This window comes from Providencia sp. PROV130, assembly GCF_028482225.1.
Classification (GTDB): Bacteria; Pseudomonadota; Gammaproteobacteria; order Enterobacterales; family Enterobacteriaceae; genus Providencia; species Providencia rettgeri.
This window is the reverse complement of record NZ_JAMPQC010000003.1, coordinates 384,423-408,386: the sequence shown is the minus strand read 5'-3', so window position 1 is coordinate 408,386 and position 23,964 is coordinate 384,423. Positions and strand designations below refer to the sequence as shown.

Below are 23,964 nucleotides of genomic sequence, written 5' to 3'. Positions count from 1 at the left end.
AAAAAACGCTAAACCAATAATGTCAGGGTCAACTTTTATGAAGAAGAACGTATCTCGATTATCTGCACCTTTACTAACCAGTATGTTTGCTTTGGTAGCAATCATTTTTTTTAGTCAGCCTGCTTTTGCTAAAAAGTTTAAAGTCGTAACCACTTTTACTATTATTCAAGATATCGCTCAAAATGTAGCTGGAGATGCGGCAATTGTCGAGTCTATAACAAAGCCTGGAGCGGAAATTCACGGTTATCAACCGACACCTAAAGATATTATGAAAGCCTATGATGCAGATTTAATCTTATGGAACGGGATGAATTTGGAAGTGTGGTTCCAACGTTTCTTTGAAAATTTTAAAAATGTCCCTGCTGTCGTAGTCACTGAAGGAATTGAGCCAATGCCAATCCGTGAAGGTGAATATAAAGACAACCCGAACCCACATGCATGGATGTCTCCTGCCAATGCTAAAATTTATATTGAAAATATTCGTCAAGCTCTGGTCAAATATGATCCTGAAAATGCTGAAACATATAATGCCAATGCAAAAAAATATGCGCAGCAAATTGCTGAGCTTGATGCCCCTTTACGTGAACGCTTAAATCGTATCCCTGAAAATGAACGTTGGTTAGTCTCAAGTGAAGGCGCATTTAGCTATTTAACTAATGATTACGGCTTTAAAGAAGTCTACTTATGGCCAATCAATGCGGAAGAGCAAGGTTCTCCTCAACAAGTGAAAAAGGTGATTGATACTGTCCGTAAATACAACATCCCTGTAGTATTCAGTGAAAGTACAATTTCTGACAAACCGGCTCGCCAAGTCAGTAAAGAAACAGGGGCAAAATACGGTGGCGTATTATATGTAGACTCACTTTCAACTGCTGACGGCCCAGTACCAACATATATTGACCTTTTAAATACGACTGTAGACACGATAGCGAAAGGATTTTCACAGTAATATGAATCACTCAAGTCAATTCGAACACCCGAATCTTATCGTCGATGATGCGACGGTGACATATAATAATGGTCACACCGCTATCTATGACGCAAGCTTTACTATCTCTGGTGGCTCTATTTGTGCCTTAGTTGGCGTAAATGGTAGTGGCAAGTCAACGCTATTTAAAACTATTATGGGGCTTGTCACCCCATCTTCTGGCAGTGTGACATTAAATGATCAACCGATAAAAACCGCACTTAAAGAAAACGTGATTGCGTACGTCCCACAAACAGAAGAAGTAGACTGGAATTTTCCCGTTCTCGTTTCTGATGTCGTGATGATGGGCCGTTATGGCAAAATGGGTTTTTTTCGCATCCCTAAACAGGCCGATAAAGATGCTGTCAAAATGGCATTAGAACGGGTTGACCTTGCAGGGCTTGAGCATCGCCAAATAGGCGAGCTCTCCGGTGGTCAGAAAAAACGAGTTTTTTTAGCTCGAGCGCTCGCACAAGAAGGTAAAGTTTTACTCCTTGACGAACCTTTCACTGGGGTTGATGTTAAGACCGAAAATGCCATTATTGACCTGCTACGTAGTTTGCGTGACGAAGGCCATCTCATTCTCGTTTCAACTCATAACTTGGGCAGTGTGCCTGAGTTCTGCGACCATGTTATCTTAATCAATCGTACTGTTTTAGCGAGTGGGCCTACTGAAACGACATTTACGCAACGAAACCTGCAACAAGCCTTCGGTGGCGTATTGCGTCATATTAACCTGTCTGGTCAAGAGCTTCATGACGATGATGACCCACGCTCTGTCACCGTCATTACCGATGATGAAAGAGCGGCTGTATTCTATGGTCATGACCATGATGCCCCCGTTCGAAAAAACCAAGCTAAGGGTTCCGAATGATTGAGATGTTATTACAGCCCTTTGAATATGATTTTATGATAAAAGCCATTTGGGTCAGCGCCATTGTTGGTGCTGTCTGTGCGTTCTTATCAGCGTATTTAATGTTGAAAGGCTGGTCATTAATGGGAGATGCCCTCTCCCACTCCGTTGTTCCTGGGGTGGCGGGTGCTTATGCTTTAGGTTTACCCTATGCGGCAGGCGCCTTTTTTACCGGGATCCTTGCGGCACTTGCCATGACATTAGTAAAGCATCTAACTCGTTTACGTGAAGATGCTGTTATTGGCTTTATCTTTTCTACTTTTTTCGCGGCAGGTTTGTTGATTGTTTCATTGAATCCAACATCTGTTAATGTACAAAGTATTATTTTTGGTAATATTTTAGGTATTGCAGATTCTGACGTATTACAAGTAGAAATTATTATCGGCGTTTCATTTATTGTCCTATTGTGCTTATGGAAAGATTTATTAGCCGTTTTTTTCGATGAAAGCCACGCTCGCTCAATAGGTTTGAATCCTCTACGCCTAAAAATTATTTTCTTCACATTATTAAGTGCTTGTACTGTTGCTGCCTTACAAACAGTTGGCGCAATCCTTGTGATTGCGATGGTCGTCACTCCAGGTGCAACGGCCTATTTATTAACTGACCAATTTAAACGCTTACTCATTATTTCAGTCACCATTGGTACTGTAACCAGTGCTGTTGGCGCTTATATCAGTTATTTCCTTAATGGTGCTACAGGCGGGTTAATTGTCACCTTACAGACCATTATTTTCCTGCTGGCATTTTTCTTTGCGCCTAAGCACGGTATTTTTGCCTCAAAACGTAAAGCCAAAAAGGAAGTTGCTCGACTGCACCAATCGCACCAACAAGGAGCATCTCATGAGTGATTTCATTGACTTACTGATGGCTCCGTTTGCATTTCCCTTTATGCAAAAAGCATTGATTACGGCAATTGTTAGTGGAACGGTATGCGCTATCCTCTCTTGCTTTTTAGTATTGAAAGGCTGGTCATTGATGGGCGATGCAATTTCCCATGCCGTTTTACCGGGGATCATTTTAGCCTCCCTACTCGGTATTCCATTAGCGATAGGGGCATTTGCATCTGGCTTGTTTTGTGCTGTGGCAACAGGTTATTTAAAGGAAAATAGTCGGATAAAAGAAGATACGGTAATGGGTATCGTCTTCTCAGGCATGTTTGCTATCGGCTTGGTTATGTTTGCTAAAATAGATACTGAACAGCACCTTACACATATTCTATTTGGTGACATTTTAGGGATCACAGATAGCGAATTTAAACAGATTTTACTGTTTGCAGGTATCACCATCGCAATTATTTTACTGAAGCGTAAAGACTTTATGCTGTATTGCTTTGACCCTAACCAAGCACGAGTCATTGGCTTACCTGTGAAATTAATCCACTATGGCTTGCTATCACTACTCGCTCTCACCATCGTTGCTTCATTACAAGCTGTTGGTATTATTTTGGTGATTGCAATGCTAATTTCCCCAGGCATTATTGCTTTTGTGTTATGCCGTAGTTTTGGGAAAATGTTGGTTGTCGCCATCATTGCTTCGGTAACATCGAGTGTTATTGGGACTATCCTGAGTTTCCACATCAACGCAACAACTGGGCCAACTATCGTTGTTACTCAGGCGGTGTATTTTGTGATAGCCCTGCTTTATAGCAAATTAGTGCTTGCACGTAAAAGAAGCCGAACTAACCCGCAAAGTATGCATACTGCATAATTACAGGGAGATATAACAAAAAAGCTGAATTCACACATAACGAATTCAGCTTTTTTAATGACTTTAGCTAGCTGCATTAATGTGCTATTTGCTACGGGTTTTTAACTGGTTCACCACCATATTGCGACGCTGCGCTTCAGATTGGTTTTCATGCACTTTCATTTCCCCACTTCCCGCCGGTAATGCCAGCTCAACAACAAGTTCCGCATCTGTCTGAGCAATAATATCTTGCAATTGTTGGTGCTGATTGCACCAAATGGCATCAACATCCTGGTCACGTGAATTATCTCGCTCTGCAAAAAAAGCCACTGTCCGTGCTTGAAAACGCGTTTGTTTTCCACCTAATTCTAACCCATACCCCGGTGTTGCTGGGTGTGTGACGACCACTTTGCCATCATCCAACCATGCTTTAACGTCAGTGTCTTGCACTTGATAACCGAGTTTCCCTAACCCATCGAGTACCGTTTTTCTTTGCGCAGTGGCAACAACCTGTTGCTCAGCTAAACTCACGGCGCTGCCTAGTTTATCGACCCATGTGGTTAACGCTTCTATCGAACTTGATTGCATACTGGCTAATGCATTCGAAATCATAGATTCATTTTCTTTACTCGGAAAAATGGCCAATTCATCACAACGTTGTTCAATTTTATCGATAAGTTCGATACGTTGTTGGCTTAACTTCAATTGCTCCGCCAATGTCATGATCAATGAATCGGCGCGTAAATGGCGTTGGGTACCTTCCTTAAGTTCCCGAAGTTCAGCCAGTTGTTGCTCAGTATCTTGAGCATCATCAAATGAGCCCCCTAATTTCAGCTTTTCAATCATCAATAGGATCTGTTCACATTGTTTGGCAAATGGCGTTTGCGGTAAGCCTGATTGCCAAAATTGCTTCACACCTTCAGATTGGACTTTTAGTTGGCTCAATAATGCCTCTGCCGATGGCGTGAGTGATGTTGATTGTGGACTTAATAAAGCTAATGCTTTAAAAATCAGTTTATTAGATTGACTTTCATCTAGTTCACTTGCCGAGATTAATTGTGCATAAAGGTCAGCTTCATTTGGCAATTTTTCACGTACCAATGCAATTAATTCAGCCAAATTATGCTCTCTGTGTTTTTTTGTTCGGGCTAATAACGCTTGTTTTTCGAGTTGTTGTTCACGAACTTCCTTTACCTCGTTATTCAGTGTCCCAATAAACTCAACCAATTGGCTATTCAACAAGCTTAAATTGCGTGATGACAATGTGGCAAGCTGAGCCGAATTTTGTATTAGTTGCTCATAAGCTTGCGTGATTTGTGCAATACGCGGCTGATGATATTGGCTACTATTTGCCAGTGCTTGCCACTGTTTAAATCGACGTTTAACTACCGCAAGCTGACGCTGGCATTGAATTTCATTCATTTCCCTAACAGTTATACGATGAACTGATGAACTCATAATGCACCTTCTTGCGATTCTGGGCTCTCAATTTGAGAGGAGGATGAGGTTAATAACGCTTGAGAAATAGCGTCATGCAGTTGTTGCTGTGCCAAATCTCGATTTTGAACCCATTCGATAATAGACACTCGATAGTATGCGGGTACCACACGCGTCAGAACAGCGCTACGCCACAGTTCCCTAGAACGCGCAGTTTTCAATAATGGGTGTGATGGTATGTCGCATTCTATACCAATGAGTAAACGGCCGTTGCTTTGATCTTCAACAATGCCATCAAAATGGAATACCCCATTTTGGCTTGTGGTGGTCACCTGCCAGCCACTTTGTCGAATAAAATCCATAACTGAATCGACAAACGCATTTTGCGAGAGCGTTTCACGACCAACCGCTGACTGCGTATGACACATGCGATGGAGCAATTTTTCATTTTCTTTTTGCATTAATGGGTTACATGCATTTAGCGCATAGGCCAGATAGCCTTGTAAATAATCCCGTGGAATTTCAGGCTTACGGTAAGTCGCTAATAAATCAGAAATTTCATCTATTGGCATTGATGACATAATCACAACTTGCTGGCGAGCACGAGTGATAGCGACATTTAAACGCCGTTCTCCACCGGTTTGGCCAAGTACACCAAAGTTACGCCTGAATGTTCCCTGTGCATTGCGACCGAATGTGGTAGAAAACAAAATCACATCGCGCTCATCACCTTGCACATTTTCCACATTTTTCACAAAAAATGACATATCTTCATCATCGTGAGTACGTTGGTTTTCTTGCGTATATGCCTGAAGAAAGTCTTCATCCTGTGCTGCACGCAATTGGATTATTTGATTAATCAATGTGGCCTGCTTTTGGTTAAATGTGACTACGCCCACTGAAGGTCGTTGTTCGAAAGGCCGCTGCCACATTGAGGCTAAATGTTCTACGATGGCGATAGCTTCAGCTTCATTACTTTGGTTAACATAAACACCATTCACTTGAATAAGCTGTAATGGCTTAATTTCGTTGACCATTTTGGCTGAAAATTGTGCTGGGATATTTAGCCTATTTTCATAAAAAGCAAAATTGGAGAAATTGATTAGTTCTCGGTAGGCAGAACGGTAATGAATATCCAGTGTATGGATAGGTAATACCGTTCGTGCTAAATGTAATAAATCAGGGCAATCACTGATTTGCCGGTAATCCCATTGTTCTCCAGCCAGCTCTTGTTGGTCATCATCTTCTTCATCAATATCATCTTCAACTAACTTGCCTGTAAAGAATTTTGATGGAGGCATTTGTTTTTCATCACCACTGATAATGGCCTGTTTAGCTCTGAATAACGTCGATAATGCGTATTCAATCGGCATCTGTGAGGCTTCATCATAGATTACGCTATCAAACATAGCGCCTTCAAGTGGAAGGACTTGGCTCGCCACATCCGGCGTCATCAACCAAACGGGTCGTAGTTGCATTAACCCAATATCACGGGCTTCGAGAATAAACTCCCTTAATCGCCGAGCTCTTGGCCCTGCTAAGCGGGTGATTTCCTCCCATTCACGACGGTTTCCTAACATTTTGCTATCAATATTGGCCGTCAGTGCCAATTTATTGAATTGCTGTAACCGACTTTGGGCATTTTCTAGTTCGGCAAGGTCTGACATCAGCTGGTCTTGATGGGTACTGAGTGCAGGTAATGTTGCCGTCAACTGCATTTTAGTGAACAGACAGAAATAGTAGTGAACGGTTTGGACTAATTGATCTCGCCATTGTGTTGTGAAACCGTCAGTGGCAATAAGCTGCTTAATTGCTGGTTTTAATAGCGCAAGGAGCCCCCAATGCTGCGGCGAAAAGTGTTGCGTGTCCGATCTAAATGATTGGTAACGCAATACATTTTCTTTTTGCTGCTCTATTTGCACCAGTTCCGCGGTATATGACTCGCCGTTTATCACGGCCAGTTTAAACCGCTCAACGGTTTCTGACGAAAAGACACTGTCTAGCTTACTTAATTGGCTTAAGCTTTCCGTTCTTGCGTGTAACTTAGCGATTGCCGCCCTAATTTCATGGCATTGATGAGTAAACCCCGTTTTTTGCTGATGAATAATTGCGTCTATAAAATGCTCAGGCTCAGGGTACTGAATGAGAAGCTCAGCCATATCCGCCACGTGTTTTAGCTGCATGATCAGCACTTGTAATGTATTACGCCATTGGTGATCCGACTGGAGTTCAAGAGCAAGCTGTTGATATAAAGGCTGTAATTCCTGTGCAAGTAAACGCCATTGCTGCTCAACGGCAATGGTTTTAATCACTGAAGTGTATTTCTCAGTCGTTGGCGCTAAGCCGCTGCTTGCCATAAATGACTGTAATTGATTTTGCCGGCGGTAGTAATACGGATTCAAGAAACGCACCCATGAACCTTGTATTGTCTCCATCAATGCTCGTGATAATTGGGCAAGATGGTGATTATCAATCCCCCTGAATACAGAGAATAATAACGGGTCCGTATTTTCTTCACTAATTGATAATAAACGCTCATACAACTGCTCGAGTTGGCGAATAATGGAATTTCCCGTTTCACCGCTAAATAGGGGTAACCAACGGGAAAGTTCCTGCCATTGTTCGGTCGTTAACTGATTAAATTGTGCTTCATGTTGTGTTAACCATTGCTCATGAGTCGATAATTGAGTCAACGTAATTTGCTGATATTGTGTTTGGTAAGCTTCATCACGTTGGTTTTCAGTTTCAACCAATGCCGTAATAGATTGATTAAACAATGAATATTGAGGGTCATCTGCCGTAAAGCGCGCTAAGGCGTTTAGTGCATTATTGTCATAATCCAATTGCCACCATGTATGTGCATGTAACTTAAAGTCATCCGTTAATTGCTCAATCGTATGACCATCAAGTGGCGCTAATAATGGCTTAATTTGCTGCTCATCAATATCAAAATGAGGCAGTTTTTCAAGTTCAATCAATTGACTTAATACTTGTTTATAAGAAACTTGAAACTTTTCATCGATATTATTGAGAGAGTGAAAGTACCTGTCTAATTTTTGTTCAAATAACTGAACACGGCTAACAAGATGAATTCTCTCTCCTGCCCAATCCCGCTCAACGAGCTGGCTTTTTTCTTGTTCCCAAAGCTGCTCAATTTGCTCCCTCACCGCCAAAATGATGTCACGCCCTCTTTGACTTTGGCTGATATATAGTGCTCTATCTCCTAAACCATTCGCTTTCAATCGCTTATAAACTACCTCAAGCGCAGCCGGTTTTTGGCACACAACTAAAACGGTTTGCTGACGCCCTATCGCATCTGCAATTAAGCTCACGATTGTTTGGCTTTTACCCGTCCCTGGTGGCCCCTCAATCAACAGTCCCGTGTTGCCTTGAGCAGCTTGAACAACATGTTCCTGTGATGGATCAGCCAATGACAACGCATATTGGTTAAGTAAATTATCTGACTGTGTTTCATTCTTGCTGTCGAGCGGCACGACTTTTAGCATTGTTGCTAACGCGGTTTGAGAAATCGGTAGCCCAGCAATTTGCTGTAAATCGCCACTCATCGCCTGACCAATAAACGAGGTATGGAAAAGTACGGCTGAACAGCAAATTTGTGCGCTATTTTCTGCAATCTGCGCGGTGATAGAAGGAAGTGGCGTCAGTTCCGTACCTTGTATCGGTAATAAAGACGAAAGTGTCTCCATCATATCTTCAATGGTTAAACCTGCTTTAGATAATAAATTATCTAATACTGTTTGCCATTCATTCACTGAAGGTATACCTGCAAAGCTTGCGAGCGCAGGATTCAGACGTATAGCCCCCCGTTCATGGTCGAAATTGAGCTGAATGGGACTATTTTGAGCCAAAGAAGTACGCAATGAAACTGGCCATAAAAACAAGGGCGCTATTCGCGGTTTTATTTGATTCGGCTGTGTGTGCAACAATAAGAATGGAAAACCAAGATACATGCCATCTATACCGGTATCCCGTTGATATAATTGTGTATCTGATTGCAGGATCCGTAATCGGCCATTAACACCTGGGTGTTGTAATAGCAAATCACTATCAATGGTAACCGTGCTTTTTTTGCGGTTCAATAAATGTTCAAGTAATGCACTTGCGCGGCGTACGGGGCTATCGCATTCCATTAAATCGACTCGCCCAGTATTTTGCGTTAGACGCATGCGCACTAAATTTCCACGTTGTGTCACTGACGTGAGCTTTTGTGTAAAAAATCTTAGAACTTCAAGAACATATTTTTGTGATTCTGGCACTTGCCAATGTTCGAATGGAATAGCCAGCAACACCAGTATTTTTTCTAATGATAAACGACGCGTTAATAAAAAGTCATCCACCCAACCATCGAGTTCAGGAAGTCCGATACGTTTAAAATCACTGACTCGGTGGTTAATTAGCTGGTATAGCTCCCCTCGTGGCAATAAAAGCTGACTTTTAGCTATTTCGTTATCAAAATTGTGGATATCGTTTTGTTTCGCTAATTCAAAGGCTTGCTCGACTAACACATCCAATGCAATAAACTGCCCAAGGTCGGCACTTAACAATAAAATATAATCAATTTCTTGTCGATTTTGTCTATCTAGTAAGCCTTGTAGGCTTTCGTTATGTGAGTCAGGAAATTGACTATGCAGCAATTCCCAACGTGCAGCTAGCTGGCTTGTTGATGTGATCAATAAATACAGTTTCAAGCTTTCTTCATTGAGTAATATATTCAATTGTTCAGCGCGTTGACGTACTAAACATTGGCGATGGTAGAGCTGTACGAGCCAATGTTGTGGGTCAATATACTGAATGTGTTGATTTAATGGCTCGCTGATGAGTGCATAGGCCAGTGCAGGTTGTTCTAACAACCATGCCGGTGTAATTATTTCACCGCGATAAATAAATGGCATATTCGGGTTTAGGATTTTCAAGGCTAGAGTGAGCTTAATATCTTGATTAATTTCACTCTGCTCAGATCCATCTAACGATTTTTCGCTGTCTAAAAAACCCTGAAGTTGCTTTAGCTGCTCCTGGCTATTGTCAAATTTTGCGAGCCATGACGTTAACTCCCCACGCAACAAGAATTTGACTGCATCATCCCAATTTGCTTGTTCTCCAGCGGCCATAGCAAAAGCATCGGGTTGAGAAAATTGTTGTCCCGCAAACTGGACTTGATGATATTGAGTCTGAGAATCTACCGCGGCAGTTTGTGGGGCTTGGACGGCTTTCCCCTCTAACCACGCCGACACTTGTGGCCATTGCCAACGTAGAAAACGATCCCGACACAGTAGTCCACGTAGCAATAATTGTAAGTTAGGAGCTAAATCATCCGGCAAATCAACACCATTGGTCATGACTTGGATTAAGAATGCATTATCATGAACTTGAGAGAAACACTCCCCTCGGGTTAGTTGTTCTAATAGAATAACCCCGAGACTCCACCAATCTGATGCTGCACTCACACCGCCGGCTAAGGTTTCTGGTGCGCTATATCGGGAAATATCCAAAGGAGTCACGATATCAAGATCAAACTCAGACAAACTCGCAGAGCCATATTCAATCACCACGATATCTAAAGGGTCACGGCTGCGGATCAATAAATTCGCAGGACACAAATTGCGATGGCGTAAACCATGCTCAGTAAATGCCGCTATCGCTTGCCCTATTTCCTCAACTAATTTAGGAATTTCATGAAGTTGCCAAAAATCCCCTTGTTGAATAAATTGGCTAAGTGAGCCACCTTCTAGTAATTCGGTTACATGCCAAGCACGGTTTTCCCAACGGCCTGTTTCATAAAATTCAGGCACGTGGTTTGTTGGGATCAGCTGAAGCACTTGATAAATCGTCGGATCGGGTTCTTCACCTTTTTGATATAAGGTAAGCACGCCAGTTTTTTTACTTTCTATATGTGTGGCTAAGTAACGTTCCCGTGGGCTATCGGCTTGATTAATGCGACGTTCAAGCCGCCAATTTCCTATAAATGGTTGAGAGTGTTCCTCAGTATTGCTTGACTTAACAGCGGCATCTTCTCCACATTCGAGGCAGATAAAATCCCCCTCATCCATTGGATGCCCGTTCATACAAACCCTTTGCTCAATAATTTGATTATTTTGATTATTATCATCAATACTGATTGGTAGACTATCAATCGAGGTATTGTGTTCATCAGTGGGACGCCAGCCGGCTTCATGGATACCCTCAAGGGTTAAATCCCAGCCACAAAGTTGGTTACTTCCTTGTGGTGTTTTAATTTGCCCCGCACAGAAAATTTCTGTTAATGGTCGCTCTGTTTGGCAATGCGGGCAAAAACGTATCATGGTCATCCATTCATCCAATTTGTTATTTTTTTAGTTGTTGCAAAGACTGGTCTTGCTGTTCAATTAGGGTACGCAGGCGCAACATATCGTCACGTTCTGGAACACCAGCCAAAAATAGTCGTCCTGTTTCGTCAAACGCTAAATCGAGCACTTTATCCTCGGGTGTCGTTGCACGCTGATATGCAATAAACCGAGCCTTTCCTAATCGCGTCAACATATGTAATTTCTGGTTATCACTGCCTTTGAGCATTTGAGTTTGCGCGAGCTCCACCTTGAATGGTTCACTGATCAAAGCATCGATATATGGAGCCATTTGTGAAACATGCTCTTCGATATCATCCCATTGATAACCGCTATAGACCAAAATATCCGCATTCGTTCGCTGTTTAATTCCACTGACTAATGCAGATAAGGCTGCTGGTTGCTCAAACGGTTCTCCCCCTGAAATCGTGATGCCATCCGCCAACGGTAGCCACTCAGTGATCTGCTCCAGTAATTGTTCCACCGTAATGTCATTGTCTTTCACTTGCCATGTGTCAGGCGAAAGGCAGCCCTTACAATGTAATGAGCAGCCTTGAAACCAAATGCCAATGCGTTTTCCGGGGCCTAGAGCCATAATTGGAAAATGAATTCGTGAAATACTAATATTCACCACATCAATTACTCATCGCCGCTAAAGTGATTTGCGTGGTTTCACCTGTCGTAATTTCGACAATTTGATAGGCCGAATTAGGCTGTAAATCTTGGTCGAAAATTGCACGAGATAATGGGTTAATTAAGTAGCTTTCCAATTGGTTACGTATTCCACGCCCCCCATTAGACAAATCAGCTAAACAATACTGTTTTAGCGATTCTTTGGCTTGTGGGGAAATGGTAATAGTTAGCGATTGTTTTTCCAAACCAGCAAGAATATTGTCCACCATTTGCTCAAATATTTGCTGTGCCACATCAGGACGAATGAAGTCAAAAACAATAATGTTTTCCCCAATTCGATTGAGCAGCTCAGGTCTATTTAGCACTAATTTAAAATGACGTTCAATTTCACTTTTCACATTACGTGTCACGGTTTCAAAAGGCTCACTGGGTTGCACGTTCGCCACTCGCTCACCATTTGCATCCAAGCGATAAATACCGAGATTTGACGTGAAAATGATCAAAGATTCCGAAAAATAAACGCGATCTCCACGGCCTGAGGTCAATACTCCATCATCAATAATTTGTAGAAACTTATCCATTAAATGGGGGTGTGCTTTTTCTATCTCATCAAACAGCACTACACTAAACGGCTTTTCACGAATGGCATTCGTCAGCTCGCCGCCAGAGTCATACCCCACATAGCCAGGGGGAGCACCAATTAAGCGTTGATCTGCATGTTCTGCACTAAATTCAGACATATCAAAGCGGATGTAAGCACTTTCGTCACCAAATAGCAATTGAGTGACTGTTTTCGCCAGTTCTGTTTTCCCGACCCCCGTTGGCCCCGCTAGAAATAAAACGCCTCGTGGTCGGCCACCTTTATGCCCTCCCACTCCCGTCATTGCACGTTTAATAATGTCCAATAAATGAGTCACTGCGTGTTGCTGGCCTTTAACTCGGCGTGAAATTATCTGTGGTGCATTATGTATTTTCTGTTTATCGATTTTTTTCCATGGATCTTCTGTTATACCCACTTTATAGCGTCGAACTGCATCACTGATCCGTTTCACAGGCACATTTTCAATCCGTGCAAGTTGTACTATTGCCGTTAAATCCAGCAACAATAACCCTTCGGTTTCATCAATAAAATCATTAACTAAGCTATCTTTATCAGCCTGTTCAATACTATTAAAATCGACCAGTGAAGCCAGCAACATCGGCGTGAGCACACGACGGACTTGATTATCAGGCTTCGCCACAGGAATGGCTCTCACTCGAGGGTTATTGACTAAAAACCAATCGGGTAAATCGGTTTCTTTCTCCACAATCCAAAAAATAGAATTGTAGAACGGTTGGTTATTTTCCCCTGCAGGCCGCGCTTTAGCTTGATGAGAAACCACCAGAGCCCGAGTAAATAAGCTGTGCTCAGCTGGGGTCAGGTTATCGCGATGAGAAATCAAGCAAGAGGCGAAATCAATACATAATGCAATCGGCAGCTGCTTGTAGTTAATAAATTTCTCCAACAAATGATTCAGCATATCAATACCACCAGCGGCTTTATCATCAGCCATATGCAAACCTAAGTTTTGCATTAAAGTCGTGCTACCTTGCGGATTTTCTGTTGGATTAGCGACACACTGGAAACCAAGGAGTGGCGTATAGGTAATCACATAGGCATACCCAGCCTGAAATAAGTGATTAAAGAGTGCTTGGTTAAATGGCAAGGGGGTCACTACAGTGGGGGCTATTTCACTAGCTTGCAGATCTCGCACATTACCAAATAGAACAAACTGGCTTTTCAGTGGGATAAATCGCAATAAATCTCTTAACCAGCGCGGTTTTTGAAAATCCGTGTTCATAGCACCCCTTAAATATGAAAGTATTTTTTGCAGTTTACCTGAAATCGTTCACAAATGGCGTCTAGATCTTAAGCTCAATCTAAAATATCTGAACATTCTCATTTAGATAGAGATAGGTTAATTTTAAAACAAACGGTATTTATGTTTACTTGCCTGATAATCGTTCCACAATTTCGTGATAGCCTCTTCTTTTTAAACAATTATCACTGTTAATTCCTAAACTGTCGCTATAGTATTATATTAATGAAGACCAAAGCAGAGCGAGGTGAGTCATGTGGCAAGCAATGTGTCGTTTATTAAGTGAACACTTAGGTGAAGCAGAGCTACGCAACAAAGTCATTCTCTCTGGTGGTGATATTCACCATACGTTAAGAATTGACTATGGTGAGCATACCGTGTTCATTAAGCAAAATCGGCGTGAGTTTTTACCTTTGTTCAAACAAGAAGCTGAACAACTTGAAATGCTCGCCAAAAGCCAAACTATAACCGTTCCTAAGGTTTACGGTGTTGGCAGTAATAAGCACCATAGTTTCCTACTCCTCGAATATTTTCCTCTAAAACCTTTCGATAGCACCAACGCATGGCATTTTGGTCAACAACTAGCGCGTTTACACCAATGGGAAGAGCAGCCCAGTTATGGGTTCGATTTTGATACTATGCTCAGCACAATTATTCAACCCAATGGTTGGGAAAAGCGCTGGAATTCATTCTTTGCAGAAAAGCGTATTGGCTTGCAATTACAACTGGCCTCAGAAAAGGGGATGGTTTTTGCGGATATTCAGCAGATTGTTGATATTGTTAAAGACAAACTTGCTGGGCATCAACCTCAGCCTTCTTTATTACATGGTGATTTATGGCCAGCAAACTGTGCTATCACTCAAAATATTGAAGGGGTACTGTATGACCCTGCCTGTTATTGGGGTGATAGGGAATGTGATATTGCGATGTTGCCATTATATCAAGAACTTCCGATCCAAATTATCGATGGCTACCAAAGTGTTTGGCCATTGCCAAATGGATTTTTAGATAGGCAACCAATCTATCAGTTATATTATTTACTCAATCAAGCCCATATCTTTGGTAACGAACAATGTTACCACCAAGCACAGACAATTATTGATAACCTACTCAGCGAAAAATAAGCTCCTGTTTTTGAACATAAAGTATCAACACTATTTAATTTTCTAAATAATTCGCGTTATGAGTAGGCGGCAAGTGCAGATATCTCGGGGAGCATACACAAGTATGTGACCCAAATAGCCGAAAGAAGCCAACACCGCTACGGTTCGAAGTATGACGAAAATTACCAGTTAAGGAAGCGTAGAAGAAAATACAGTGCCACCCCCAAGACAATTGGCCAAAAATAAAGAAGAAAAAATTGAGTGAAAATAGTGTGACGTGGAATAGTCACCTTAGCTTCTAGTTCTTCTTTCGAGATATCGATGCCTTTTGCTTTTTCTATGATCACGTGGTCTTCTAAACTTTCACGGATAAACTTAATTTGTCGGTACATGCGCAAACCTGATGCACTTAATGCGAGCCCAACAAAAATAAAAATAAAAATGATGATAAAGCTGATATTGCTGCCAGAAAACCCATTAGCAACTTGAGGTACTGGTGAGTTATTCCAAAAGAAATTTAGGAAAGGCGTAGTTTGGCGGGCCATTTCCGCCATTAATTTAATAAAATCATTAGCGACCGCATTGATCCCCTCACCTGCAAGCCCCTTCATGCCAGCCAGTTTAATTAAAGACGCCAATGTCGAAATTAATGCTAACAGAAAAACAACCCAACCCAGAATACGTTTGCCGATTGCGACATAATTGGCATTATGGTAATTCATTACTGCTTTTCCTCAGCGTTATTATTTTTGATAAATTTTTACAATGATTTTTCAACGCTAATCATAGCTGAAAAAATTCATCGTCTCCAAATTTCAATTCATAATTGATAATTATATTTAGACTTTCAGACTAATCAAAAAAGTGTAGTCGTTAATTACCATTACGCTTTTACTTCATACTGTCCGATAATTTCTCAATATTAGCTTAATGCTGACTTCAAGTAATACGCTTGACACCAGTTTACTGGTATCATTGCTCCTTCGTTAATAGATACGACATGAATGGAGTTTTGACATGTACCATAATCTTCCCATCCAATCGGTCATTTTTGATATGGATGGTTTATTGATCGACTCGGAACCTTTTTGGGCACAGGCTGAACTTGAGATTTTTTCACAATTGGGTGTCGACGTTTCAATTGCTGATACCCTGCCTGATACCTTAGGTTTACGTATTGACCATGTGGTGGAGCTTTGGTACCACGCCTCCCCTTGGCAAGGATGCAGCCAAGAAGAAGCCACACAACGCATCATTGACCGTGTTGTTGGCTTAGTTGAAGAAACTCGCCCTATTCTACCAGGAGTGCAACATGCCATGGAACTTTGCCGTTCAATGGATTTAAAAATTGCACTGGCTTCCGCCTCTCCTTTATACATGTTGGAAAAAGTACTAAACCTTCTGGATATCCGTGATTATTTCTCTGCGGTTATTTCTGCGGCTGATTTACCCTTGAGTAAACCGCATCCTGAAGTTTATCTTAAAGCAGCAGCTGAGTTATCGACTAAACCGGTCAATTGTGCATCATTAGAAGATTCATTTAACGGTATGATTTCTGCAAAAGCGGCCAGAATGCGTTCAATTGTCGTACCTGACAGCAAGCATTTTAATGATCCGCGCTTTGGTTTAGCCGATATCAAGCTAGCCTCACTGAATGACTTAAAGGCTGAACATTTACGTTAAGAATACTTTGTGTGTCTAAGAAGTGTTATCCCCTATCTAACTTAGGTAGGGGAATTATGTAAATTTATAAAATCCTTTCCTTATTTGCTAATAAATAAGAGTTTTTTTACCTTTCTAGCACTATCATATTCTTTTTAAACACTTTATACTGCCAATCAACTGTATAGATAAACAGATGGTATTTTATCCACCATGACAGCTGAAGGGCATCTGCTTTTTTCCGTCGCCTCTTTAATAATGGCTCATAAACTTCAAATCACCCCAGAGATTGCTCATGGTGATTGGTTGCACATGGTTCCAGGAGCCTTATTAGGCGCATTGTTACCCGATATTGACCACCCCTCCTCAATTCCTGGTCGATTACTGCGGATTTTTTCATTACCCATTTCCAAGCTTTGTGGGCACCGAGGATTTACCCATAGCCTAGTTGCATGGTTTCTATTGATGATTTCTTGTTATCAATGGGTACCTACAGAATGGGCAATCCCAAATGATATTATCCAAGCCTTTTTATTGGGTTATATCAGCCATCTAGTCGCCGATATGCTCACGCCTTCGGGAGTACCGTTACTATGGCCACTCCCCCAGCGTTTTTGTTTTCCCATGATCCGCGGTAAAAATAGCCAACGTGGAGAACGCTTTGTTGCCATTATTTTGACCGTTTGTGCCTGCTTATTACCCGCAGGTTACCAATTCGATTTTTATCATCACGTTGATGTGGTTATAAAATATATTCATAATCAAATAGATATATACTTCTCTACATAAATTATAGTTTTGTCATATAATGTAAGTATGAATAGCACTATCTTATTACTTTTTGGTATAAGAAATGTATTTTATCAGCTGATAACATATAACCAGTTGTTTGAAGCAACTAAATCCTTATAACCAATAAGGATTAAAGGGCAAGTAACACACCTTATAAAAATATGATTTGGAGTTCGGAATGAATATTCCTCTAATTATTAATGTGCTCGGCTTTGTAGCACTACTAATACTGTTGGCAAAACTAGGGGCTAAAGGCTGGAGCCTATCTAAAAAAGTTTTAGTCGGTCTGGTTTTCGGTGTTGCCTACGGGGTAGTACTGCACCTCGTGTACGGTAGTGGCCACCAAACGGTAAAAGACTCCATTCTGTGGTTTAATATTGTCGGAAATGGGTATGTGCAGCTATTACAAATGGTGATTATGCCATTGGTATTTGCTTCAATTCTAAGTGCGGTGGCAAGATTACATAAAGCCTCTTCACTGGGTAAAATTAGCTTTTTAACAATTGGCACTTTGTTATTTACCACAGCTATTGCTGCGTTAGTTGGTATTTTAATTGCCAATGTATTCGGCCTGACCGCTGAAGGTTTAGTTCAAGGTCAATCCGAAACTGCACGTTTATCTGCAATAGAAAGCAATTATATTGGGAAAGTTTCTGACTTAACCGTACCTCAATTAATTTTATCATTTATTCCAAAAAATCCATTTGCGGATTTAACTGGAGCAAATCCAACATCGATTATTAGTGTCGTTATTTTTGCTGCCTTCCTCGGCGTTGCCGCACTGCAATTGTTTAAAGATGATAAAGAGCGCGGTGAAAAAGCCTTAGCGGCGATTGATGTTATGCAAGCTTGGGCAATGAAGTTAGTTCGCTTAGTTATGCGTTTAACGCCGTATGGTGTGATGGCGCTGATGATTAAAGTTGTAGCAAGTTCAAACTTACATGACATCATCAACTTAGGAACTTTTGTTATTGCGTCTTATGTTGCGTTAGGCATTATGTTTGTCATACACGGTATTTTAGTTGCGACAACAGGCTTAAACCCAATTAAGTTCTTTAAAAAAGCTGGGCCAGTATTGACCTTCGCATTCACTAGTCGTTCGAGTGCAGCAAGTATTCCACTGAATATTGAAACACAAACACGTCGTTTCGGTATCCCTGAGTCCATTGCTAGCTTCTCTGCATCTTTTGGTGCAACGATTGGGCAAAATGGTTGTGCCGGTATCTACCCTGCAATGTTAGCGGTAATGGTCGCACCGACAATGGGTATCAACCCGTTCGATCCACTGTGGATTGCGACATTAGTCGGTATTGTTACTATCAGTTCAGCGGGGGTTGCTGGTGTTGGTGGCGGTGCAACTTTCGCAGCGTTAATCGTATTACCCGCAATGGGCTTACCTGTCACATTAGTTGCCCTGTTAATCTCAGTTGAGCCATTAATTGATATGGGCCGTACAGCACTGAATGTCAGTGGTTCAATGACAGCAGGTACTGTGACTAGCCAATTGATGGGTGAAACCGATAAAGCGATATTCAACCAAAATGATGACGCAGATTTAAAGCACGTTTAATTTATCATCATAATTCAAACAAAGACCTGCCTTCTGGCAGGTTGAGGTTGTTGACAAAGCGGGATAAAAGCGTGGTTTTTCCCGCTTTGTGTTATCAGCCGAAAATCAATAAATTGATTTTCCTAATTTATTTTCAAATCCTATTAGACTTGCCGCCAAACATAATATGTTTGTCAGCAGTCTGAACCTGCCTACTGGCAGGTTTTTTTATGGTTATCACAAATACGTCAATTTTATTAACCTTGGTGAACATTAAAAAAATCAGTTTTTTGTGCTGAATAATATTGCAATAAACTGGAATTACGTAAGATAATAAAGTCTGAGCAACGTTTTCTTGAGCTTCCTGCTTGTGTTGCGTCAACCCATTTCCTATGGGTATTTTATCAACATCATTTATGGTTTTTTAATATGACTAATAATGTCCATATCCTAAAAACTGCTTCTTCAGAAAACCCTTGTGTAAGCTGCGGTGCATGTTGTGCCTATTTTCGTGTCTCTTTTTATTGGGCTGAGGCAGAAAGTGGCGGTGGTGTTGTACCACAACATTTAACTGAGCAAATTACCCCATTTATGAGTTGTATGCATGGCACCAATCAAAAACAAAATACCCGCTGTACGGCTTTAGAGGACACTATTGGTGAGTGTGTGTCTTGTTCGATTTATGCACAAAGACCCACACCGTGTCGTGAGTTCGAACAATCTTGGCAGGATGGTGTTTACAACGAAGCCTGCGATAGAGCGCGTGCTGCTCACGGTTTACCCCCCTTAGAGCCTCATCAACCACAAATAGCTTGCTAGCCGTCAATGACCCAGATTTTTCTGGGTTATCTCTTTTTTGCATCAAGTCTGAAAAATGCGTCCTTGCACTGGTGTTAACCGCTCAGCTATATACATTACATAATTTCATTCATTACCTGCATCGCTAACTCAAAAGAGTGCAAACGAGCTTGATGATCAAAAATTTGGCCATTAACCATAATTTCGTCCGCTTGAGTTTGCCTCAATATCGTTTCCAACCCATGACGTACCTTGGTTTTATCCCCTACCAGTGACATTCCTAATGCTTGTTGAACACCAAATTCCTCGGCAGGTGACCAGATATTTTCCATGCTTTCGACGGGTGCAGGAAGTTGAGAGGGTTGGCCACGACGTAGCATGACAAAGGCTTGCTGCATCGATGTAAATAAAAATTCCGCTTCACGTTGAGTCTCTGCGGCAATGATATTAATGCAAACCATTGCATACGGCTTAGAGAGTCTCTGCGATGGCTGGAAATTAGCACGATAAACTTCCAACGCTTGTAATAGCAAATCAGGAGCAAAATGAGAGGCAAAAGCAAAAGGAAGCCCCATCTGCGCAGCTAACCTTGCACTGTATAAACTCGACCCTAGCAACCAAACCGGAATTTTTTCACCAAAGCCGGGCACTGGACGCACGGCTGGATCTGGGTTTATGGCATCAAACCAATTAATAATTTGCGCTACATCTTGCGGGAAATTATCGATATCCGTATTCATATGGCGACGTAAAGCTTGCATCGTCCGTTGGTCACTTCCTGGTGCACGCCCTATACCTAAATCGATACGTTCAGGGTAAAGTGTATTTAGCGTGCCAAATTGCTCTGCAATCACCAACGGTGAATGATTCGGTAACATAACGCCACCAGAACCTAAACGCAAAGTGCGCGTATTAGCAGCAAGATAACCGATTAATACCGAGGTGGCCGCACTTGCAATCCCTGTCATATTATGGTGTTCCGCAAGCCAATAACGATGGTAACCGAGTTTTTCGGCTAGTTGGGCAATATCAAGAGAATGAGCAAAGGCCTCTTTCGCTGTCGAACCCTGAATGATTGGCGCAAGGTCAAGCAACGAAAGGGGAATTTTTTTATCTGACATACACACTCACTTTGTTAGAGTTTTATTGAACCTAACTTACCATCCTAGACTATCCCCTTTGATGTCTCCAGCACTGAAATTTGCATTAGCACAAGTGGTCTAAAAATGTAAATTATCGTCTACTAACCCACTGTTTTATAAAAATTATGGAACAAGCTTGAATAAAAAGTGCAGTAATTATGGAGCTTCCGTCAGGGGAGGTAAAAGCGATTGCGAGACGAAATGAATTGGTGAATGATTTGCTCATTACCAATACAGAGGAAATTGAAATGAAAAAATTAAATACAGGCTTATTAGCTCTAGCATTATTAACCGTCGGTTTTACCGCGGCAGCAAATGGTGTAAATCATAAAATGCCTCGTCAGCACATGGGTAACCATCACAATATGGTATACAGTGTTGCAGAACAAACGACGACACCGAATGAAACTGTAAAAAAACTGGCCAATAGTGCCCCTAAAATTGAAGATGGCAAACGCTATATTGTCAAAGTTACAGTGATGGAAGTTCCTGAATTTAAACCAATGAATACCATACCAACACCAGAACCAATTAGTGCCCCAACTGCAAAATAACAGTTAGTATCAATGAGGATTAATGAAGTTATCGGCAAAACCTTTTATATCGATAAGTACAACCAGATAGCTGTTACAAGAAAAAGCCGATATTTTAGTCAGATAATAAAGAGTTCTATATATCCTACGATTGCCTCTGCTTCCCAGAGGCTTTTTTTTAAAAAAAGTTTATCCGAATTGAATCCTCCGCCCTAGTAATAACACCTAATAGCGACTAATCTTAATTCAAGCAGATTGTTAATATCAGCTACCTATTAACACTTTGTTTGACATCCTTTCAATAGAAAATCAGGAGCTTAACATGGGGTATTTTGAATTAAAAAAATCCACTAAAGACGTTGCTCAGCCTTACTATTTCGTTTTAAAAGCAGCAAATCATGAAGTGATTGCTAAAAGTGAAATGTATGCTTCCAAGCAATCTGCGCTAAAAGGGATTGCCTCTGTCCAAAAAAATGGCTCTTCTGAAACAATAAAAGATCTCACTGAGTAAATTTCAGTGACCCCAACTCTCTTCAAGTCGGGGTCACTTTTTTATCTGCTCTGGCTTATATAAGCTATATAAATAAGCGCTATTCAGATTAACTCTAATTAGAATAACCTTATTTAGAATAACCTAAGCAACGCAGTCACAATCGCAGCTGACAACACAATGATAATAAAAGGCTTTTTAAACCACGTCAGTACCCCTGCCACCAGCACACCTACAATCTTAGGCCAATCAGAAATCTCATCACCGGAAAATAATGTCGATGTCACTGCCACTGAGAATAAAATAACAATGGCTGCTGCTGAAAATAACATTTTATTATTTTCAGAAAGTACCACTCGGCCGCGCAGCAAAGCACCTGACGCTCGCATTAAATAAGTGCCAACTGCCAACAACAAAATGCCGCTAATAATTAACCATGGGTTATTTGTCATTATTATTTCCTTATATAAATAACCAAACTCAATAGTGCCAGTAATACAGGGATCCCTGCGGGTAAGACTGGTGTGGTTGCAACCGCAATGACTGCACCAATAATGGCAGTTAACCTCAGGCGTTTATCCGATAACGCAGGCAATGAAAGTGCTAAAATGATCGCAGGAAACATCGCATCCATCCCATATATATGCGTATCACTAATAAAGCTGCCCAATACCTCACCTATCACGACCCCTATTGGCCAACACAATAAAATACCCATCCCACACAACCAAAAAGCTGCGCGTTTTTCTGATTCAGTTTCTTGTGCTAAACCAAATACAACACTCTCATCATTCATAATATGGTAGCCCAGTAATGACTTCGCTCCTTTACCCGTTAATTCGTTAGTCGCAAAACTAAAAGGGATATGTCGTGAATTGACTAACAACCCCGCAAGTGCAGCAGAAAGTGGGCTCCCCCCTGCAAAAATAACACCAATAAACAAAAACTCAGACGCCCCTGCGAGCACTAAAATAGATAAAGTAAGTGGTACCCACCAATCAAACCCTTGCGAAAGCGCCAATGCGCCATAAGAAATGCCGACAATTAAGTCAGCAAAACAGACAAGAGCTATATTTTTCACTGTGCTATGATTTAATGTTGAGCTTATTGAAGTTAGCATCCCTAAACCGTTCGATATATAATACATTCGTTCATTATGTCGATAGATAGTATAAAGTGCAATCTAAATAGGAAAATTAAAATTGAATCTACCTTCCCCGCCCATTGAGTTGATTTCGAAAGCCCTTAGTCGTGAAAGACAAAAATGCGGGCTATCCCTATCAGAGCTATCTCGCAAAGCGGGCATCGCTAAATCTACACTTTCTCAATTGGAATCTGGTAGCGGTAACCCAAGTATTGAAACCTTATGGGCACTTTGTGTAGCTTTAGACATTCCTTTTGCGCGATTAATTGAAGAAAAACAAGAGGCTGTCACTGTGATCCGTCATGAGGAAGCGATACCAGTCAGTGCTGAACACGCGAATTATTTGGCCTTTTTGCTCTCATCAGCGCCTGCAGATTCGCGACGTGATATTTATACTGTGGTTGCCCAGCCCGGTCGTGATCGTATTTCAGAGCCTCATATGCATGGTGTCAGCGAGCACATCATTATTATGTCTGGCAGAGCGTTAGTCGGCCCATTGGATAATCCTGTTGAGTTACAGGTTGGGGACTATATTCACTACCCCGGTGATGAGCCGCATATAATGCGAGCCTTAGAACCCAATACGATGGCAGTTATGGTGATCGATAAACAGAATTAATCACCTATCTGACCCATTAGATTTAGCGTTATGATAACTTTAGTGAATATTAATTGGAGCCTGCTTTATGTCCTACTATGATGAAATTGTTGAAAAAATAAATCAACTGATTGATGAAAGCTCAGTTCATAATATGAATGAAATGCTAATGCAGCTATCTCATGATCAGCAAATCAACCAAGAACAACGTTTTGAACAACAACAGCGTTTAAGAGAAGCTATTTTTATTCATCACGACAAATAGCAGCCGTACAACAGGCCGCTATTCGCAGTTTAACCAATCTTAATAGACAAAA

The 23,964-nt window shown here is 41.3% G+C and carries 21 protein-coding genes; 13 read left to right on the top strand and 8 right to left on the bottom strand.

All coding sequences use genetic code 11. From position 1 onward, the window contains the following. The first annotated feature begins 37 nt into the window (after positions 1-37). The 4 genes from PSF28_RS03050 to PSF28_RS03035 are packed head-to-tail and all read left to right on the top strand — an operon-like array spanning position 38 to position 3,587. A complete protein-coding gene (locus PSF28_RS03050) occupies positions 38-949 on the top strand; it encodes a metal ABC transporter substrate-binding protein (protein ID WP_210837712.1) in 912 nt (303 codons plus the stop codon). 1 nt (position 950) lies between these two features. Beyond that, complete coding sequence (locus PSF28_RS03045) at positions 951-1,841, top strand: manganese/iron ABC transporter ATP-binding protein (protein ID WP_109911242.1); 891 nt, start codon at positions 951-953, stop codon at positions 1,839-1,841. Then, positions 1,838-2,728 (top strand): metal ABC transporter permease, encoded by an 891-nt coding sequence (locus PSF28_RS03040; protein ID WP_272665102.1) that lies wholly within the window; start codon positions 1,838-1,840, stop codon positions 2,726-2,728. Before PSF28_RS03045 ends, PSF28_RS03040 begins: the two co-directional genes overlap by 4 nt. Further along, complete coding sequence (locus tag PSF28_RS03035) at positions 2,721-3,587, top strand: metal ABC transporter permease (protein ID WP_272683334.1); 867 nt, start codon at positions 2,721-2,723, stop codon at positions 3,585-3,587. Before PSF28_RS03040 ends, PSF28_RS03035 begins: the two co-directional genes overlap by 8 nt. A gap of 84 nt (positions 3,588-3,671) precedes the next feature. Here the strand turns inward: PSF28_RS03035 and PSF28_RS03030 are convergent, their stop codons facing one another. The 4 genes from PSF28_RS03030 to PSF28_RS03015 are packed head-to-tail and all read right to left on the bottom strand — an operon-like array spanning position 3,672 to position 13,818. Then, positions 3,672-5,024 carry a hypothetical protein gene (locus PSF28_RS03030; protein ID WP_272684602.1) on the bottom strand — a complete coding sequence of 451 codons (1,353 nt, stop codon included), beginning with the start codon at positions 5,022-5,024 and terminating at the stop codon, positions 3,672-3,674. Next, on the bottom strand, positions 5,021-11,329 hold the full coding sequence (locus PSF28_RS03025) for a protein kinase domain-containing protein (protein ID WP_272684601.1): 6,309 nt from the start codon (positions 11,327-11,329) through the stop codon (positions 5,021-5,023). Before PSF28_RS03025 ends, PSF28_RS03030 begins: the two co-directional genes overlap by 4 nt. A gap of 16 nt (positions 11,330-11,345) precedes the next feature. After that, complete coding sequence (locus PSF28_RS03020; protein WP_210837721.1) at positions 11,346-11,978, bottom strand: 4Fe-4S single cluster domain-containing protein; 633 nt, start codon at positions 11,976-11,978, stop codon at positions 11,346-11,348. Between the two features lies 1 nt (position 11,979). Next, positions 11,980-13,818 carry an AAA family ATPase gene (locus tag PSF28_RS03015; protein ID WP_210837723.1) on the bottom strand — a complete coding sequence of 613 codons (1,839 nt, stop codon included), beginning with the start codon at positions 13,816-13,818 and terminating at the stop codon, positions 11,980-11,982. Between the two features lie 272 nt (positions 13,819-14,090). Here PSF28_RS03015 and PSF28_RS03010 point away from each other — a divergent pair, with 272 nt between their 5' ends. Beyond that, on the top strand, positions 14,091-14,960 hold the full coding sequence (locus PSF28_RS03010) for a fructosamine kinase family protein (RefSeq protein WP_210837725.1): 870 nt from the start codon (positions 14,091-14,093) through the stop codon (positions 14,958-14,960). Between the two features lie 161 nt (positions 14,961-15,121). Here the strand turns inward: PSF28_RS03010 and PSF28_RS03005 are convergent, their stop codons facing one another. Continuing rightward, complete coding sequence (locus PSF28_RS03005; RefSeq protein ID WP_272665110.1) at positions 15,122-15,661, bottom strand: YniB family protein; 540 nt, start codon at positions 15,659-15,661, stop codon at positions 15,122-15,124. Between the two features lie 295 nt (positions 15,662-15,956). Between PSF28_RS03005 and hxpB the strand changes: the two genes are divergently transcribed. The 4 genes from hxpB to PSF28_RS02985 all read left to right on the top strand — a co-directional run bounded on the left by hxpB (position 15,957) and on the right by PSF28_RS02985 (position 19,761). After that, complete coding sequence (gene hxpB, locus PSF28_RS03000; protein ID WP_109911239.1) at positions 15,957-16,622, top strand: hexitol phosphatase HxpB; 666 nt, start codon at positions 15,957-15,959, stop codon at positions 16,620-16,622. A gap of 192 nt (positions 16,623-16,814) precedes the next feature. Further along, positions 16,815-17,390, top strand: a complete 576-nt coding sequence (locus tag PSF28_RS02995) for a metal-dependent hydrolase (protein ID WP_210837729.1) — start codon at positions 16,815-16,817, stop codon at positions 17,388-17,390. Between the two features lie 181 nt (positions 17,391-17,571). Then, positions 17,572-18,963 carry an L-cystine transporter gene (locus PSF28_RS02990; protein WP_210837730.1) on the top strand — a complete coding sequence of 464 codons (1,392 nt, stop codon included), beginning with the start codon at positions 17,572-17,574 and terminating at the stop codon, positions 18,961-18,963. A 408-nt stretch (positions 18,964-19,371) separates the two neighbouring features. Beyond that, positions 19,372-19,761 (top strand): YkgJ family cysteine cluster protein, encoded by a 390-nt coding sequence (locus tag PSF28_RS02985; protein WP_272684600.1) that lies wholly within the window; start codon positions 19,372-19,374, stop codon positions 19,759-19,761. 95 nt (positions 19,762-19,856) lie between these two features. Here the strand turns inward: PSF28_RS02985 and PSF28_RS02980 are convergent, their stop codons facing one another. Further along, a complete protein-coding gene (locus tag PSF28_RS02980; RefSeq protein WP_210837732.1) occupies positions 19,857-20,861 on the bottom strand; it encodes a luciferase-like monooxygenase in 1,005 nt (334 codons plus the stop codon). A 179-nt stretch (positions 20,862-21,040) separates the two neighbouring features. Between PSF28_RS02980 and PSF28_RS02975 the strand changes: the two genes are divergently transcribed. Together PSF28_RS02975 and PSF28_RS02970 are read left to right on the top strand one after the other, a co-directional pair. Further along, complete coding sequence (locus PSF28_RS02975; RefSeq protein WP_272684599.1) at positions 21,041-21,436, top strand: hypothetical protein; 396 nt, start codon at positions 21,041-21,043, stop codon at positions 21,434-21,436. Positions 21,437-21,737: 301 nt separating this feature from the next. Then, positions 21,738-21,926: a YegP family protein gene (locus PSF28_RS02970; protein WP_004263611.1), complete on the top strand. Its 189-nt coding sequence runs from the start codon at positions 21,738-21,740 to the stop codon at positions 21,924-21,926. Positions 21,927-22,039: 113 nt separating this feature from the next. Here PSF28_RS02970 and PSF28_RS02965 read toward each other — a convergent pair whose 3' ends face one another. Together PSF28_RS02965 and PSF28_RS02960 are read right to left on the bottom strand one after the other, a co-directional pair. Next, positions 22,040-22,357: an AzlD domain-containing protein gene (locus PSF28_RS02965; RefSeq protein ID WP_210837736.1), complete on the bottom strand. Its 318-nt coding sequence runs from the start codon at positions 22,355-22,357 to the stop codon at positions 22,040-22,042. 2 nt (positions 22,358-22,359) lie between these two features. Continuing rightward, positions 22,360-23,025, bottom strand: coding sequence for an AzlC family ABC transporter permease (locus PSF28_RS02960; RefSeq protein WP_210837738.1), 666 nt, complete (start codon positions 23,023-23,025; stop codon positions 22,360-22,362). A gap of 82 nt (positions 23,026-23,107) precedes the next feature. On the opposite strand from PSF28_RS02960, the gene PSF28_RS02955 reads away from it, so the two are divergent. After that, positions 23,108-23,668 (top strand): helix-turn-helix domain-containing protein, encoded by a 561-nt coding sequence (locus PSF28_RS02955; protein ID WP_210837740.1) that lies wholly within the window; start codon positions 23,108-23,110, stop codon positions 23,666-23,668. 67 nt (positions 23,669-23,735) lie between these two features. Further along, complete coding sequence (locus PSF28_RS02950; RefSeq protein ID WP_210837742.1) at positions 23,736-23,912, top strand: DUF2526 family protein; 177 nt, start codon at positions 23,736-23,738, stop codon at positions 23,910-23,912. The last annotated feature ends 52 nt before the right edge of the window (positions 23,913-23,964 follow it).

What these genes read in the sequence shown, in the direction of transcription:
- PSF28_RS03050 (WP_210837712.1), top strand. Translation starts at nt 38, where the DNA reads ATGAAGAAGAACGTATCTCGATTATCTGCACCTTTACTAACCAGTATG.
- PSF28_RS03045 (WP_109911242.1), top strand. Translation starts at nt 951, where the DNA reads ATGAATCACTCAAGTCAATTCGAACACCCGAATCTTATCGTCGATGAT.
- PSF28_RS03040 (WP_272665102.1), top strand. Translation starts at nt 1,838, where the DNA reads ATGATTGAGATGTTATTACAGCCCTTTGAATATGATTTTATGATAAAA.
- PSF28_RS03035 (WP_272683334.1), top strand. Translation starts at nt 2,721, where the DNA reads ATGAGTGATTTCATTGACTTACTGATGGCTCCGTTTGCATTTCCCTTT.
- PSF28_RS03030 (WP_272684602.1), bottom strand. Translation starts at nt 5,024, where the DNA reads ATGAGTTCATCAGTTCATCGTATAACTGTTAGGGAAATGAATGAAATT.
- PSF28_RS03025 (WP_272684601.1), bottom strand. Translation starts at nt 11,329, where the DNA reads ATGACCATGATACGTTTTTGCCCGCATTGCCAAACAGAGCGACCATTA.
- PSF28_RS03015 (WP_210837723.1), bottom strand. Translation starts at nt 13,818, where the DNA reads ATGAACACGGATTTTCAAAAACCGCGCTGGTTAAGAGATTTATTGCGA.
- PSF28_RS03010 (WP_210837725.1), top strand. Translation starts at nt 14,091, where the DNA reads ATGTGGCAAGCAATGTGTCGTTTATTAAGTGAACACTTAGGTGAAGCA.
- PSF28_RS03005 (WP_272665110.1), bottom strand. Translation starts at nt 15,661, where the DNA reads ATGAATTACCATAATGCCAATTATGTCGCAATCGGCAAACGTATTCTG.
- hxpB (WP_109911239.1), top strand. Translation starts at nt 15,957, where the DNA reads ATGTACCATAATCTTCCCATCCAATCGGTCATTTTTGATATGGATGGT.
- PSF28_RS02995 (WP_210837729.1), top strand. Translation starts at nt 16,815, where the DNA reads ATGACAGCTGAAGGGCATCTGCTTTTTTCCGTCGCCTCTTTAATAATG.
- PSF28_RS02990 (WP_210837730.1), top strand. Translation starts at nt 17,572, where the DNA reads ATGAATATTCCTCTAATTATTAATGTGCTCGGCTTTGTAGCACTACTA.
- PSF28_RS02985 (WP_272684600.1), top strand. Translation starts at nt 19,372, where the DNA reads ATGACTAATAATGTCCATATCCTAAAAACTGCTTCTTCAGAAAACCCT.
- PSF28_RS02980 (WP_210837732.1), bottom strand. Translation starts at nt 20,861, where the DNA reads ATGTCAGATAAAAAAATTCCCCTTTCGTTGCTTGACCTTGCGCCAATC.
- PSF28_RS02975 (WP_272684599.1), top strand. Translation starts at nt 21,041, where the DNA reads ATGGAGCTTCCGTCAGGGGAGGTAAAAGCGATTGCGAGACGAAATGAA.
- PSF28_RS02970 (WP_004263611.1), top strand. Translation starts at nt 21,738, where the DNA reads ATGGGGTATTTTGAATTAAAAAAATCCACTAAAGACGTTGCTCAGCCT.
- PSF28_RS02965 (WP_210837736.1), bottom strand. Translation starts at nt 22,357, where the DNA reads ATGACAAATAACCCATGGTTAATTATTAGCGGCATTTTGTTGTTGGCA.
- PSF28_RS02960 (WP_210837738.1), bottom strand. Translation starts at nt 23,025, where the DNA reads ATGCTAACTTCAATAAGCTCAACATTAAATCATAGCACAGTGAAAAAT.
- PSF28_RS02950 (WP_210837742.1), top strand. Translation starts at nt 23,736, where the DNA reads ATGTCCTACTATGATGAAATTGTTGAAAAAATAAATCAACTGATTGAT.